Source organism: Mesorhizobium sp. WSM4829, assembly GCF_055811475.1.
Window position 1 is genome coordinate 1 of sequence record NZ_JBVVQJ010000163.1, and the last position, 344, is coordinate 344.

At 61.6% G+C, this 344-nt stretch carries 1 pseudogene; it reads left to right on the forward strand.

Annotated elements, in window-relative coordinates:
• Nucleotides 1-125: 125 nt before the first annotated feature.
• Nucleotides 126-344: pseudogene (locus AC0L17_RS34690) on the forward strand (ATP-binding cassette domain-containing protein); the annotation flags it as partial.

Genomic DNA, 344 nt, shown 5'->3' on the forward strand with positions numbered 1-344 from the left:
AATAGGTCAGGCGCGGCCCTCGGGCCGCTGCCAGCTCTCCTTCAAATCAGGGACGTTTCATGATTGGTGCTTCGCTGAGAGCCGCCGCATACGAGCGCGCGCCCGAAATTTCCGCCATCCTCGCGGTGACTATCCTCGTCGGCGACAGGCGTCAGGCATGCCTCTCGTTACGGCCGGATACGGTTCTCGGACTGATCGGGATCGGCATTTCCTTTGGCGGCGTTAAGGCGCTGAGCGACATTGATCTCGAGGTCAAAGGCGGTGAGAATCCGCGCGGTGATCGGCCCCAACGGCGCGGGCAAATCCTCGCTGATCAACATCATCAGCGGCCTCTATCACGCCGA